General features: G+C 56.0%; 13 protein-coding genes. All 13 read right to left on the bottom strand.

The features are described 5' to 3' along the window. Positions 1-63: 63 nt before the first annotated feature. Positions 64-1,410, bottom strand: a complete 1,347-nt coding sequence (locus tag BLV48_RS02285; protein ID WP_091822436.1) for a hypothetical protein — start codon at positions 1,408-1,410, stop codon at positions 64-66. Positions 1,411-1,462: 52 nt separating this feature from the next. Then, complete coding sequence (gene fliJ, locus BLV48_RS02290; protein WP_091822439.1) at positions 1,463-1,909, bottom strand: flagellar export protein FliJ; 447 nt, start codon at positions 1,907-1,909, stop codon at positions 1,463-1,465. A 13-nt stretch (positions 1,910-1,922) separates the two neighbouring features. Continuing rightward, positions 1,923-3,302, bottom strand: a complete 1,380-nt coding sequence (gene fliI, locus BLV48_RS02295) for a flagellar protein export ATPase FliI (protein ID WP_139253870.1) — start codon at positions 3,300-3,302, stop codon at positions 1,923-1,925. A gap of 15 nt (positions 3,303-3,317) precedes the next feature. Beyond that, positions 3,318-4,067 carry a flagellar assembly protein FliH gene (locus tag BLV48_RS02300; protein ID WP_091822441.1) on the bottom strand — a complete coding sequence of 250 codons (750 nt, stop codon included), beginning with the start codon at positions 4,065-4,067 and terminating at the stop codon, positions 3,318-3,320. Next, entirely contained in the window at positions 4,067-5,071 is a 1,005-nt protein-coding gene (gene fliG, locus BLV48_RS02305) for a flagellar motor switch protein FliG (protein WP_091822444.1), read from the bottom strand. Before fliG ends, BLV48_RS02300 begins: the two co-directional genes overlap by 1 nt. Continuing rightward, the gene (gene fliF, locus BLV48_RS02310; protein WP_091822446.1) at positions 5,061-6,740 is read right to left on the bottom strand and encodes a flagellar basal-body MS-ring/collar protein FliF; all 1,680 of its coding nucleotides are present in this window, start codon (positions 6,738-6,740) and stop codon (positions 5,061-5,063) included. Before fliF ends, fliG begins: the two co-directional genes overlap by 11 nt. Positions 6,741-6,770: 30 nt before the next feature. Next, positions 6,771-7,136 carry a flagellar hook-basal body complex protein FliE gene (fliE, locus tag BLV48_RS02315; protein WP_091822449.1) on the bottom strand — a complete coding sequence of 122 codons (366 nt, stop codon included), beginning with the start codon at positions 7,134-7,136 and terminating at the stop codon, positions 6,771-6,773. Between the two features lie 195 nt (positions 7,137-7,331). Continuing rightward, entirely contained in the window at positions 7,332-7,961 is a 630-nt protein-coding gene (locus BLV48_RS02320; protein WP_091822451.1) for a 3'-5' exonuclease, read from the bottom strand. Between the two features lie 5 nt (positions 7,962-7,966). Beyond that, positions 7,967-9,799 carry a DUF294 nucleotidyltransferase-like domain-containing protein gene (locus BLV48_RS02325; protein WP_091822454.1) on the bottom strand — a complete coding sequence of 611 codons (1,833 nt, stop codon included), beginning with the start codon at positions 9,797-9,799 and terminating at the stop codon, positions 7,967-7,969. Between the two features lie 3 nt (positions 9,800-9,802). Next, complete coding sequence (locus BLV48_RS19570; protein WP_091822456.1) at positions 9,803-10,063, bottom strand: sodium/substrate symporter small subunit; 261 nt, start codon at positions 10,061-10,063, stop codon at positions 9,803-9,805. A 122-nt stretch (positions 10,064-10,185) separates the two neighbouring features. Next, positions 10,186-10,698, bottom strand: coding sequence for a hypothetical protein (locus BLV48_RS02335; RefSeq protein WP_091822459.1), 513 nt, complete (start codon positions 10,696-10,698; stop codon positions 10,186-10,188). A 99-nt stretch (positions 10,699-10,797) separates the two neighbouring features. Next, entirely contained in the window at positions 10,798-12,567 is a 1,770-nt protein-coding gene (locus tag BLV48_RS02340; protein ID WP_091822462.1) for a sodium:solute symporter family protein, read from the bottom strand. Positions 12,568-12,573: 6 nt separating this feature from the next. Further along, positions 12,574-12,834: a DUF4212 domain-containing protein gene (locus BLV48_RS02345; protein ID WP_091822464.1), complete on the bottom strand. Its 261-nt coding sequence runs from the start codon at positions 12,832-12,834 to the stop codon at positions 12,574-12,576. Positions 12,835-12,848 lie beyond the last annotated feature (14 nt).

Genomic DNA, 12,848 nt, shown 5'->3' on the forward strand with positions numbered 1-12,848 from the left:
TTGCTGTGGCAGGGCACCTCCTGACGCAACGCTCTGCGTACGGTTGCCGGCGGCAGCCTGGGCCTACTGTGAATCCTGCCGCTGAGACTGTTGTTCCTCTCGCCCCTCATCACCCATGTTACTGCCGGTGCCGCTCTGCGCTACCTGGTCTGCACGACTGGCCACCATTTCAGCCTGAGCTCGCCCACCAGCCACATCAGGACCGGAGCGTTGCGCGCCATTAGTCGTAACAGCGGCGTCCAACACGCCATCAGATGATGTCGACGCCGTTGCTCCTATTGCCGATTGAGTGGAACTGCTCTGCGGCTGCAGGTTGAGTGGCTGACGCGCCTCATCAGCGGCCGAATCACTGCTCACAAGCGGCTGCTCCGGAGCCGACTGTTCGGCACCGGGTTGTGTAATGGTTTCGGGTTGACCTGTTTCGGTAAGGCGTAATGGATCGACATTCACTTCTGCGCCCATGCCCGCAGCCGGGACGGTTTCAGTGGCTCCACGCTCACCTGCCGTCGCGCCCCCCGACTGTGCCTGTGCACGCATTACCGATGCGGGTATCGCAGGCTGCGCTGGTTCACCCTCTCCCGGGAGCGGGTATGCCGGTGTAGCTCGCACAGTATGTGCCGTTTCATTCTGACGGACGGCCTCACTTTGCCGCACCGCTTCGGCCCTGCTGGCTGCCTGTGCGTCCGAACGCATGGCAGCACGCTGCTGGTCGGCACTGCCCCTCGGCTGTGACTGCGCCATTTGCTGCTGTACTTGTTGCTCACGGTTTTGCTGACCGTTAGCTTGCTGCTGGCGAGCAGCCTCGGCGGCGACCTGTTGATCCCTGAACTGTGTCTGCGCAGACCGCTCCGCTGCTTTCTGTTCCTGCGTCAGTTGCTCGCCATTGCGCTCACCGCGCGCTGCTTCAGACTGACGAAGTTGATCGCTTTGTTGCTCAGACTCAGCTTTCATAGCCGCTTCAGCCTGTTGCCGTGCATCAGCATTATTAACGCTTGCCATGGTTTGTGCCGTTTTATCAGCTGTTTCGGCCTGAGTATATGCTGCCTGAGCCTGCACAGCTTGTGCCTGCTGCTTTTCTACTGACTGCTGTTCAGCGTCTTCAGAAGCAGTTTCAAGCAATCGGCCGTCTTGTTCCAGCTCAGGGTCAACAGCACTACTTGGCTGTTCCGATTCGATGACCGACGCATCCGGCAATTGCTCGCCCGTCGGTGGCAAGACTGTGCCAGCTTCGGCCTCAACCCTTGCCTCCTGATAGGCCTGTAGCGAACCGTTGAAATGAAAATGAAAACCGCCCCCCTTCATCGGGCTAACCGGAGCAACCGCCCCGCCAGCTGTTGGATTCAGAGGTTGTCCAATGCCGCCCAGACCCAGTAACAGAGGGGATGAAGGAGATGGTTGTGTGATTGCCATGAGAGGTTCCTGCATACAAGGTTACAGGGAACAAGCAAGTTAAATGCCAAATTCAGATAAAGCGAGGACGACCATGTTGCGAGCGCTCATCAATATCCCGTTGCAGCTTGCGCTCCTGCTCCTGCTGCTCATCCTCACGCGCCTTTCGAATCAGCCGCTCAATCCCTTTCTGGCGAGCATAAACCTGCTGCCAGTAAGCACGCACCTGTTGCAGCTGTTCTCGCGCCTGTTTCAGCGCATGCTCCTGCTCGGAGATGGTCGTATTGATCTTATGCATGAACGCCTGCTGAGTATTCAATGCACCGATACTCAGGCCCTGCTGGCCACTGGTCGTAAACTGCTGCTGATATTCACGCAGATAGGTTTGCAGCTGGGCGATACCGGCTTCCCCCTGACTCACCCGCTTCTGGGCATCCGCCAGAAAGCGGTCAGCTTCCTTGCGCTTGCGCTCGGCAACAGAAAGCACTACCTGTAATCGATCCGATCGTTTCGCTGCCATGCGTCACTGCCTCCTATGGGGTACGCCGCAGGGTTTGCGGCTGGCCAGGCTGATTCTTGGGCTGTGGCGGAGGCGACATCACCATCGCCAGTTCCTGTACGCTGCGCTGCATTGGCATCGGTTCATCCATTCCCTGCTGCAGGTAGGCACGAATGGCAGGCAGCATGTCGACCGCACGATCGGTTTCCGGATCACTGCCGCGCGCATAGGCCCCAACCGAGATCAGGTCCGCATTCTGCTGATAGCGCGAGTACAACCGCTTGAATTGCAATGCCAGGTTCAACTGACTGTTGTCCACGATCTGTGGCATGGCACGGCTGATCGAGGCCTCAATATCCAGCGCGGGATAATGCCCCTGCTCCGCCAGCGTACGAGACAGTACAAAGTGCCCGTCCAGTATGGCGCGCGCCGAATCAGCCACCGGGTCCTGCTGGTCATCACCCTCAGTCAGTACAGTGTAGAAGGCTGTGATGGAGCCCCCTCCTGTTTCACCGTTGCCCGCACGCTCTACCAACTTGGGCAACTTGGCAAATACCGATGGTGGATACCCTTTGGTGGCGGGTGGCTCACCCACAGCCAGCGCGATCTCTCGCTGCGCCTGGGCATAGCGGGTCAAAGAGTCCATCAGCAGTAATACGTTACGCCCCTGTGCACGGAAATATTCGGCAATACGGGTGGTAAGCTGGGCCGCGCGCAGACGCATCAGTGGCGAGTCATCCGCTGGCGAGGCAACCACCACCGAACGCGCCATGCCTTCGGCACCCAGACTGTGATCAATGAATTCACGCACCTCACGACCACGCTCACCGATCAAACCCACAACAGTAATTTCTGCTTCGGTAAAGCGAGTCATCATGCCAAGCAGCACCGATTTGCCTACACCGCTGCCGGCGAACAAACCCAGACGCTGACCTCGGCCCACCGTCAGCAAACCATTGATGGCACGTATCCCGACATCCAGAGTCTGTTCAATCGGGTGTCGATGCAACGGGTTGATGCTTTCGCCGGCCAACGTCACCATGTCGTCGGGCTTGAGTGGTCCCTTTCCGTCCAGCGGACGGCCAATACCGTCAATCACTCGGCCGAGCAGACCGAATCCCACCGGCACCAGACTGGCCCCTACACGCGGACGAACCGCTGCACCGGGGGCCAGTCCGTCCACACTATCCAGTGGCATGAGGTAGATACGATCACCGGCAAAGCCAACCACTTCAGCCTCGACACTGCCATCGCCCTGCAGATCCACCATACAATAGTCGCCCAGAGCCACTTTCAGCCCAACTGCTTCCAGAGTAAGGCCTATCAACCTCGTCACCTGCCCCTCAACACCGGGGCGAGGCGGCTCATAATCAACCTGCAGATAACGTTCAAGACGGTGATTCAGGTCCGGCAAGGCGGGCTCCGGTGATCAGTTGGAATTGGCGTCAGGTGTACTGATAAGGCGCGCCAGCAGCTGCTCGGCCACCTGTGCAAAACGTTCTTCAGTGCGATAGTCGACGCGACAACTGCCACTTTCAACGATACAGCTGCCTGCTGCAAGACCTTCGTCTGATTTGAGCTGGAGCCGACTGTCATCCAGCAGTGGCTCCAGGGCTGCAAGCTGGTCAGGATTAACCCGCACCAGGATTTCGCCACTGGCTCTTGGCAGCTGATCCAGCGCCTCATGGACGCTGCGAGCAAGCAGCTCAACTCGTTGACTCAGCTCAGCCTTGACCGCCGCCTCCGACAGAGTCACCACCAGTTTCACAATGGTAGATTCAAGTTCTTCACGCTGCTGCTCGATCGGTTGTTGCAACTGCTCAAGCAAGGCGTCAAGCCTCTCCAGCCTAGCCCTAATCTCGGCCTGACCCGCTTCCAGCCCCTGAGCAAGCCCCTGCTCATAGCCTTCCTTTTGCCCCTGTTCACGGCCTTCGCTCAACCCTTCGGCATAACCTTCCCGTCGCGCCTCCTCACAGATTTCTTCCCACTGTGACAGCGTCAATTTTTCGGCAAATATCTCCTCTTCAACCACGGAGACATCGACATCTTCAAGCGGAGCCTTCGGCTTACGGGCCAGCGCCTGAACAACCGGCGCTTCCACGCCAACATCGGGCGGCAGCCAACGTTCGAGGCTGGCCACATCAGCGGCACGAATACGGACAGGAGCATCCTGTTTCATCAGATCATCTCTTCGCCGGAGCCACCCAGCATGATTTCACCCTCATCGGCCAAACGACGAGCTACGTTGAGAATCTCCTTCTGAGCATCCTCAACCTCAGACACACGCACCGGGCCCTTGGCCTCAAGGTCATCACGCAACAGCTCGGAGGCACGCTTGGACATGTTCTTGAAAATCTTTTCCTGCAGAGCAGTATCGGCCCCCTTGAGCGCCAGCACCAGACTATCGGTGGAAATTTCGCGCAGAATCACCTGAATGCCGCGATCGTCGACATCGATCAGATTCTCGAACACGAACATGAGATCCGAAATCTCACTTGCCAGCCCTTCATCATTCTCTTTAATGCCTTCCAGCAGTTCAGCTTCAAGACTGGTCTCGATGTAGTTCATGATATTCGCAGCTGAACGCACGCCGCCCAGAGTGCGCGACTGACTGGCCTTGCTGCCGGCAAACTGGGTTTCAAACATGTCGTTCAGTTCCTGCAGGGCCTGAGGCTGAATACGATCCAACGCCGCGATGCGCATGAGGATGTCCAACCGCACCTTCTCATCGAAGTAAGTCAACACGACTGCTGCCTGGTCCGGATCGAGGTAGGCAACCACCACCGCCTGAATCTGAGGATGCTCATAGCGCAGCACTTCGGCAACCTGACGCGGATCCATCCAGCGCAGGGTATCCAGCCCGGAAGTATTGGTGCTGAAAAGGATACGGTCGATCAATGTCTTGGCTTTTTCTTCGCCCAATGCCTGATTCAGCATGGCACGGATATAGCGATCGTTATTGATGCCGATGCCGGTCTGGTCACTGACGACATGCATGAAATCGGCAACGACCGATTCGACCCGCGATTGGGGCACATTATCCAACTGGGTCATTGCCTCGCCGATACGCTGCACTTCCTTGGGACCCAAGTGCTTAAGAATCTCAGCTGCATCGGACTCGCCCAGGCTGATCAGCAGAATGGCCGCTTTCTGGATGTCCGTGAGATCACTGTCATCGCTCATGATCGATCACCCACTGCCGAACTGCCTGTGCCACTTTCTCCGGATCCTCTGCGACCATGCTCCTGATCGCATTGAGCTGATAGTCAAAGCTTTCATTGGGTGTCGGCATGACACCACGATCGGAGCCACCGAGTGTCACCTTGTCATCTGCCACTCCGGGGCCATCCAACCCTTCAAGATCTGCTGATATTTCACCGGCCGGGCCCAGCGTCGCCACTTCACGTCCCTTACCTGCATCCGCCAGGCTGCGCAGAATCGGGCGCAATACACCCAAAATCAGCAGCAGCACGAACAACCCCGCCATCAGCTGCTTCATCAGATCCCAAAACCAGTCCTCCTGCCAGAAGGAAGACTCTTCCACTTCAAATTGCTCAGGGGGCACGAAAGGTGAGTTGACCACTGTGACGCTGTCACCGCGCAGTGCCGAGAAACCCACGGCATTGCGTACCAGTACCTGCAGCCGCTCGAGTTCAGCCTCGGTCCATGGCGTGCGCACGGCTTCACCGGACTCGGGGTTGATGGTCTGAAGATCATCCACCACAACCGCAACACTCAGGCGCTTCACCACGCCGGATTGATGTCGTGTATAACTGAGGGTACGGTCCAGCTCGTAGTTGCGCACGGCCTGCTCACGGCTTGAACCCGAGCGTGAGGCGCCACCAAGTGCGGTAGCATTGGCATCCATCTCCTCGGGAACTGAGTTGGGTCCGGGCGGCTGATTGGAGAGCGCCCCCGGAACCCCCTGAGCGAGATCACCGCTGGCGCGGTTTTCTTCCAGTGTCTGCTCGCTGCGCAACGCCGGCAGATCCGGATTGTATATCTCGTCTGCCTGTTCAACTTCGGTAAAATCGATATCGGTCGACACTTCAGCCCGGAAGTTGCCCAACCCAACAACCGGTTGGAGGATACTGTTGACCCGGTTAAGCAGGGTCTCTTCAATGCTGCGGGTGTACTCGAGCTGTTTTGCCGCCAGCACCACATCCTGGTCCTGGCTGCGTGTGTTGAGCAGACGCCCTTTCTGATCAACTACCGTGACATCATCCACCGCCAGCTCAGGAATACTGGACGCCACCAGATTGGCAATCGCGGCCACCTGGTCCCGCTCCAGCGTGCGCCCAGAAAACATTTCGATAAATACGGAGGCACGCGGCTTGCGCTGATCACGTACAAAAACAGACTCTTTCGGCAACGCAAGATGAACACGGGCAGAACGTACCGCAAGCAGGCTGCTGATGGTACGCGCCAACTCGCCTTCCAGCCCACGGCGGAAGCGGGCATTCTCCATGAACTGACTGGTCCCCAGCCCCTGTTCCTGTTCCAGCAGCTCAAAGCCTACCGTCTTGTCAGCGGTAAAACCTTCAGCGGCCAGTTTTAGCCGCGCTTGATGCACATGCTCCTGCGGCACAAGAATTGCCCGGCCGTCAGCGTCAAACTTGTACGGCATGTTATACAGCCGTAACTGTTCAATCACTTCATTGGCATCGGAAAAGTTGAGATTGGAAAACAGCACCCGATAATCCGGCTTCTGTGACCAGAGCACAACGGCAAAGCCGATGGCGATGCTGGCGGCCAGCCCCACCATCAAACCCAGCTGGCGCAGGATTCCCAGGCTGTTAAAGCCGGTCATCAAACTGCCCTTGCTGTTAAGTTGTGCCGGTGTGTTATCCATTCAGCCCTGACCGTGTAAAACCTGAAAACATTAAATCGGCATCTTCATGACATCTTCATACGCCGTTACCAAACGATTACGCACCTGAGTCATAGCCTGAAACGAAACAGAAGACTTCTGAGCCTGAATCATGACCTGCGGCAGATCCACGCCAGGATCGCCCCGCTCATACGCTTCACGCAGCCGTGATGCTTCCGACTGGTGTTCATTGACCTTATCCACAGCCCCTTTGAGCAGCGTCGCAAAACTGTTGCTTTCGGTCTTGCTAATCCCCGGCGCACCAATACCTTCGGCCCTAAGATCCAGCATTTCGACCGGACGCGGCCCCTGCTGCACCTCTGACTTGATCGCGCGCATCTGTGACAGAAGGCTGTTGATATCAGCTCGTTCAATCATGCAGAGCTTCCTCCCGGACGGCAATATTTTGACATTATAGAGACTAACCCTCCCGCTTCAAGCTGCAATCACGCCAGAGTTGACAATATCCTGACGCCAATTGAGCCTGACAAGGGTCATGCTGTTACTGCTTAACGCTATAATGCAAAAAGCGGGCCATATAGCCCGCCGGGGAACCTGACGTTAATGCATGCCCTAGTATCGTCCTTCTGGCGATTCACCGTAGCGCAGCCGTACATACATCAGCGCTACCGTGATGGCATCCCCCAAAGCTGTGTGCCGCTCAAGGATGGGAATATCCAGTTTGCCTGCAATGGTGTCAAAGCGCAGGTCGATATTACCCCCCACATGCTTCCACTTGATGATGTCGTGATAGACGTGGGAAAGCTCAACAGCCTTGTTGGGCAGGCCGAAACCGTACTTGGGGCGGATAAACTTGTCCAGCATGCGAATATCAAAATTGACGTAGTAACCGAGAATGGGACGATTGCCGACGAATTCGAGCACCTTTTCCAGAGCCTCGTCCAGTTCGATGCCATCCGCCAGATCGCTGGCTCTGATCTTGTGGATTTTGATGGAATCACCACTGAGGCTGGCCGGAGGCTTCAATTTCAGGTCGAGACGCTCACTGGTAATCACTTTACGCCCTTTGATGCGCACAGCTCCGATCGACAGTATTTCGGCCTTTTTCACATCAAGACTGGTGGTTTCACAGTCAAGTGACACGACTTCGTCACCCTTGTAGGCTTCGAACAGATGCGCCCAGGGCCCTTCCCTGTGCTCACGTTTCTCTTTCAGACGCCGTATTGAGCGCGGAATGATCATCTACATCAGCCTCCCAAGTGGTAACGCATTGTCAGGTGCTTTTTGAACCCTTTCACCACATGCAAGGCATCACGCAGCAGTTCCCGCTCAAGCTTGTTCAGCTGCTGCAGGTCGATCATGTTTGGGGTTGGATCGGCTCCATCAGGACTTTCTTCGGCACGGCGGATCTGCTGCCGCAGACGCAGCTGAATAAACAGCGCCAGCGCTTCCGATAGATCACGGCCATGCTGTTCCTGCATCTGGCCACTTTCCATCAGCGCCTCAATGCGCTGGAAAGTATTCGTCTTGAGGATCCGCTGTTCAAGCGCGATGGTACGAACACCATGCACAATGGGGAAAATCCCGCCTTTCTTGATATCCAGCTGCCCCTTGTCCTTGAGGTTGCCAAAGAAGGTAAGTGGCGTATCAAACCCAATCGCGGCACGGGCAAAATGCGAGAAAAACACATCATTGTTCCGCAGGTGACGCAGGAACCAGTTACGCGCCACCTTGAACAGCGCCTCGTTACCCGCTACCGGCTTGGCATCAACCGCAATGGCCAGGTTCATCTGCGCACTGCCTTCACAGGTGTCGGCCCAATCACTGAGCTTCTGGGTCCAGTCACCCACCGAGTTGACCCACTCGGGATTGGACACCATGATATTACCTGGACAAGGCGGAAAGCCGAATGAAATCAGGGTCTCGCTGAATTGCTGCATGCATTGCTGCATTTCAGGCCAGGCCAAATTGTCACGAAATATAAGCGCGTTATCCTGATCGGTTTTCATGATCTGCTCGGCACGCCCCTCCGACCCCATCACGATCAAGCAGACGTGCGGCTGCATGTCCGCAGGGACGATCAGATCGAACAGCTTGGCAATAATGCGCCCGTTCATGGCCGCCAGCAGATCCATGGTGAAACGAATCTTGACGCCGGTAGAGATCAACGCCTTGATCAGCTCATTCAGGCCCTGTGCGGCCTCACGCAACTGGTCGATGCTGGCTGCACGCTCGATGCGCAAGCCAATCACATGGGAATGGCTGGAGAAGTAGCTGAGCACATCGGTCAGCTCGACAATACCCACCATCTCCTGACCATCCATCACGACTACACGCTCGATCTGCTGCTGAGTCATCATCACAAGCGCGTTGAACAGGTAGTCCTCATGATCAATGGCGATCAATCGATAACTGGCGATATCGGACACATCCGTTTCCAGTGGCAGCTGCTTCAGCACGACTGCGTCCAGCAGATCAGTCCCGGTTACCATGCCATAACGGCCACCCTTGCGTGCCAGCACACAGTCCGCTTTATGGCTTCGCATAAGCTCGGTTGCAGTATGAATGCTGGTCCCTTGTTCTACCACCAACGGCTCACGAACAGTGGCATCGGTGATTTTGGCCAGCATGAACTCAGCCATGTCCTGATTACTGCCATGCTGAGCGACAATCTCACGCTTTACCGCCAGGTTCTGCTGGAAGTAATCGGCAAACTGGGCATTGGTCGCCATCAAGTCCAGCAGTGTTCGTGTCGGCAGGATATGACAAATGGTTTCCTCTTCCGCCACGAAATTATGAATCGCCTTGCCTCTCAGTGCCGACCAGCCGCCGAAGTAGTCTTCGTTCTCATAGTGTACGAACACATGCTGAGTTCTTTTTTCGCCATCCTCGGAAACCGCTTCACTCTCGCTGACTCGGCCTTTCAGCACCACATGCAAGCCGTCTGGCACTTCACCTGCCTGGATGACGGTTTCGCCTTTCTGGAAATAGGCGATATCCAGGTTGGCACGCAGCAGCGTTTGCTCCTCCTCATTCAGCAGGCTGAAAGGGATGTTATCGATCTTGAACGAGTTGGGCATTTTCTACTCCTGCAGCTCGAGACAAAGGCGGGGCCGACTCATGCAGAACACATAAGCCCACATAAGCACGATCATGAGAAAAGCAGGGCCTTGCTGAGAAAACCAGAAGTCAGGTGGGGTGTTTGAAAGGCGGGCTTGATGCTGCTCATCGATAAAGACAGTGCCACATCCACACAAAGCAGCAAGACAGATAACCAGACCGGTAAGACTAATTCTGAGGTTCTCGCGCCAACTTGCCTTGGCGCCTTCTTTACCTGAATACATGACACCACTCTGTTGTTGTTATATCCGGTGAAAGCCTGTGGGCTTATCCACTGAATCTAACAAACACAGGTGGCTAAATATGCCCCGACTTTAGTCGGAGCGGTTCGTTGTGCCAAGGCCAGTCAGGGCTGACACAGCATCTGATATACCTGCTTTCCTCTGGCAATCTGCTCTGCAGGCGAAGCCATCGGCCGCCCCTCCTCATCCAGCTTAACCACTTCACGGTTATCACAGTTGAGCAGATACCCCTGAGGATGCGCCTGAGTTACATGGTGCTTCTCGAACCGATACAACACAAACCTGACCACCTGTTCACCCGTTTCAAGAGTTCGGCTGTCGGCATTGGTTACATCCAGTGCAGTAAAGGCGGTTTCCAGAGGAACCAGATAGGTCCACGGGCGCCACACCATACTGTCCGTTTCGGTTTCGATCACAGCAGTACCTTCAGGCAACCTGGACTTGATCAGATCCAGTGCGCTGTATTCAATATAGATCTGGTAGGCCAGCATACCAGCACCTGCAAAAGCAGGAATGATCCACTTGGGGAGTTTTTTTCGGCTCAGCATACGCAGGATGAGCGCTACCCCCGCGGCACCGAGACCGGCAAACGCTGTTGCAACCAGATTCCAGATCATACTTCTCACTTCCTGAAAAAAGTCGGGCTTCCAGTTGGAAGCCCGATTTGGATCAACCCTTGTCAGACATCTGCTGTCTGTGCTCAGGCAGCATTATGCTCAGTGGTCAACCGCAGCGCCAGCACCTTTCGGGTAACGCACGCTTTCTACCAGCTCCTGAATCTCAACCGGCGGCTCTTCAGTCATGTGAGACACAGCGAAGGCAACCACGAAGTTGATCATCGCACCCACCGCACCGAAGGACAGCGGAGAGATGCCCAGAATCCAGTTATCCGGAGTGTTGGCCAGAGTGTTGGTTTCCGGGATGAAGAACCAGCCCAGGAAGGTGAAGATGTACACCAGAGTACTCAGCAGACCAGCCAGCATACCGGCAACTGCACCCTTGTTATTCACCCGCTTGGAGAAGATACCCATCATAAGGGCCGGGAAGATGGACGCAGCTGCGATACCGAACGCCAGTGCTACCGTCTGCGCCGCAAACCCTGGCGGGTTCAGACCCAGATAGGTTGCTAGCAGAATCGCTACAGCCATGGAGATACGGGCCGCCATCAATTCACCCTTATCGGTGATATTCGGGTTGATCATGGTTTTGATCAGGTCGTGCGATACGGCAGAGGAGATCGCCAGCAGCAGGCCTGCTGCAGTCGACAGTGCCGCTGCAATACCACCGGCCGCAATCAGACCGATAACCCAACCCGGCAGCTGTGCAATTTCAGGGTTTGCCAGTACCAGGATGTCATTGTTTACGGTCAGCTCGTTACCGTTCCAGCCACGCGCCTGCTCGACGGGTGCAAAGTCATCGCCCGCTTTGGCATTGTAGAACTGGATGCGACCGTCGCTGTTCTTGTCTTCAAACTTGATCAGACCGGTTTCTTCCCAGGTTTTCACCCAGTCAGGACGCTCTGCGTACTGAATAGACTCCTCAGTCGGGCCATTCGGATACACAGTGGTGATCAGGTTCAGACGCGCCATGGAAGCAACCGCCGGAGCCGTCAGGTACAGCAGCGCGATGAAGATCAGTGCCCAACCAGCAGACCAGCGCGCATCAGCCACCTTCGGTACAGTGAAGAAGCGGATGATAACGTGCGGCAGACCTGCAGTACCGATCATCAGAGACAGTGTGAACAGAACCATGTTCAGCTTGTTGTCCACATCCGCGGTGTAATCACGGAAGCCCAACTCACGTACCACTTCGTCCAGTTTGGTCAGCAACGGCAGACCGGATTCGGTGTGATCACCGAACATGCCGAACATCGGGATCGGGTTACCGGTCAGCTGCAAAGAGATGAACACGGCCGGGATGGTGTAGGCGATGATCAGTACCACGTACTGAGCCACCTGGGTGTAGGTGATACCCTTCATGCCACCAAATACGGCGTAGAAGAATACAACCGCCGCCGCAATCCAGATACCGGCAGTACTGCTCACTTCCAGGAAGCGAGAGAAGGCAACACCGGCGCCGGTCATCTGACCGATTACGTAGGTAACAGACGCCACGATCAGGCAGATTACCGCCACCAGACGTGCACCACGACTGTAGAAGCGATCGCCAATGAAGTCAGGTACGGTGAACTTGCCGAACTTCCGCAGGTACGGGGCCAGCAGCATCGCCAGCAGTACATAACCACCAGTCCAACCCATCAGGAAGGAGGAGTTGACATAACCTGCAGACAGCAGACCCGCCATGGAGATAAAGGAGGCAGCTGACATCCAGTCAGCAGCGGTCGCCATACCGTTGGCAACCGGGTGAACCCCCCCGCCTGCAACGTAGAACTCTTTGGTAGAACCGGCACGGGCCCAGATGGCGATGCCGAAGTAGAGTGCAAAGGATGCACCTACGAAGATCAAGTTGATTGCAAACTGACTCATACTGGCTTACTCCTCCAGACCCATCTCTTTATCGAGCTTGTTCATTCTCCAGGCGTAGTGGAAAATGATGCCGATAAAGGTAAGGATGGAGCCCTGCTGGGCAAACCAGAAGCCGAGGTCAGCGCCACCGACCGGAATGCCGGACAGCATGCCACGGAACAGGATGCCGCAGCCATAGGACACAAGGGCCCACACGACCAGACTTCCCAGGATCAAACGAAGGTTCGTCGACCAGTATTGAGCAGCTTTGGATTTATCATCTGCCATGTTGTTTCTCCGTT

The sequence above is a fragment of the Marinobacterium iners DSM 11526 genome, from assembly GCF_900107855.1.
GTDB lineage: Bacteria > Pseudomonadota > Gammaproteobacteria > Pseudomonadales > Balneatricaceae > Marinobacterium > Marinobacterium iners.